The organism is Streptomyces morookaense, from assembly GCF_013030945.1.
Lineage (GTDB): Bacteria > Actinomycetota > Actinomycetes > Streptomycetales > Streptomycetaceae > Streptomyces > Streptomyces morookaensis.
Map to the genome: position 1 here is coordinate 1 of NZ_JABBXF010000153.1, position 1,649 is coordinate 1,649.

Sequence of the window (1,649 nt, forward strand, 5' to 3'; positions counted from 1 at the left end):
CTACAGTGCCGGGCAACACGGCCTCGGAACGCCGGCCGACGCCGGACAGGCGTCCGCGTACAACGCCGCCCAGCACGCCCCCGGAGTGCCCACGGCCGCCCCGGCCCCCGACGGGCGGACGCCCGCGCACGGCACCGGGCGTCCCGTCCCGAGGGTGCCCGCGCAGCCGACCGGTGCGGGGGCGGCAGCGGCCCCGGTGACGGTGCCCCCGCAAGCCGCCGCACCCGATCATCCGCCGGCCGCCGGTCCCACCGGCTACGCCACCGGAACGCTCGGTCCCGACGGCGGCACCGTCCGCCGCCCCGCGCCCGCCCGCTCCGGCTGCGCCGGCACCGTCCACGGCACCGGCTCCGTCTCCTTCGCCCCGGGCGGCGGTCACGACGACACCGGTCACGAAACCCTCGGCGGCCGCGGCCTGCCCCTCGCCGTCGAGGCGGAGGCGGCGGCGGACGAGGCCGGACCGCGGCGCGGCAAGCGCGGCCGCGGGATAGGGGCCTGGGCCCGGCGGCTCACCGCCGGGCGGGGCACCGCGCAGCGCGGGAGCGGCGAGGACCCCGAGGCGGACGGCCCGGAGAGCGAGGCGGAGCAGGCGCTCGCCACCGCCGCCGCGCTGCGCGAGCGCTGGCCCGATCCGGCCACCGTGCTGCTGACGGCCCTCGGGCCCGGGCCGCGGCTGTGGGAGCGCGGGCCGGACCACGCCGACCTGCTCACCGTCCGGCTGGGCACGGCCGACCGCGGCCTGCTGCCCTCCGTTCCGATCACCGTCGGCCTGCGCCAGGCCGGTTCCCTCGGACTCGCCGGGCCGCGCGAGCGGCTGTCCGGGCTCGCCCGGTCCGTGCTGGCCCAGCTGGCCGCCCTGCACCGCCCGGCCACGCTCGAATACGTGCTGATCAGCGCGGACCGCGCGCGCCCCGCCGAGGAGCGGCTGGCCGAGTGGTCCTGGCTCGGCTGGCTGCCGCATGCGCGGCCCGCGCACGGGCAGGACTGCCGGCTGCTGCTCGCGTACGACCGCGAGCAGGCCGAGGCCCGCACGGCCGAGCTCGTCCGCCGCCTGGACGACGGCCCGCTGGGCCCCGGCTGGGCCACGGCACCCCCCGAGGCGGTGACCGCGGCGGCCCGACAGCACCGCGGCCCGCACACGGTGCTGGTCGTCGACGGCGACCCCGGCTCCCCGGCGCTGCGGGACACCGTCGCCCGGCTGGCCGGGAGCGGCGCGGCGGCCGGCATCCACGTCGTCTGCCTGGCGGAGGCCCCCGCCACCACGCCCTCCTCCCCCGTGTCGGCCACCCTCGCCACGGCCCAGGCCGCCTCCCCCGCGTTCGCGCAGTGCGGGGCGGTGGCCCTGCTGAGCGGTGACGTGGCCACGGTCGTGCAGGTCATCCAACGCGCCCCGGCGGGTTCGCAGGGCCCCGTCGTGCCCGCGGTGGTGCCGGCCGTCGCGGGCACGACGCTGGTCGCCGCCGTGGACGCGGTGTCGGCCGCCTGGGCCGAGCGGTTCGCCCGGGCGCTGGCCCCGCTGCGCATGGCGGAAGGCACCGGCGCCGACGGGGGCGCCCGCGTGGCGGCCGTACTGCCGCGCACGGCACGGCTGTTGGACGAGCTGGGGCTCGCCCGCGCCACGCCCGCCTCGCTCACCGCCCGCTGGGCCG

1 pseudogene is annotated in these 1,649 nt (G+C 81.0%); it reads left to right on the forward strand.

Annotated elements, in window-relative coordinates:
- Positions 1-1,649: pseudogene (locus tag HG542_RS35595) on the forward strand (FtsK/SpoIIIE domain-containing protein); the annotation flags it as partial.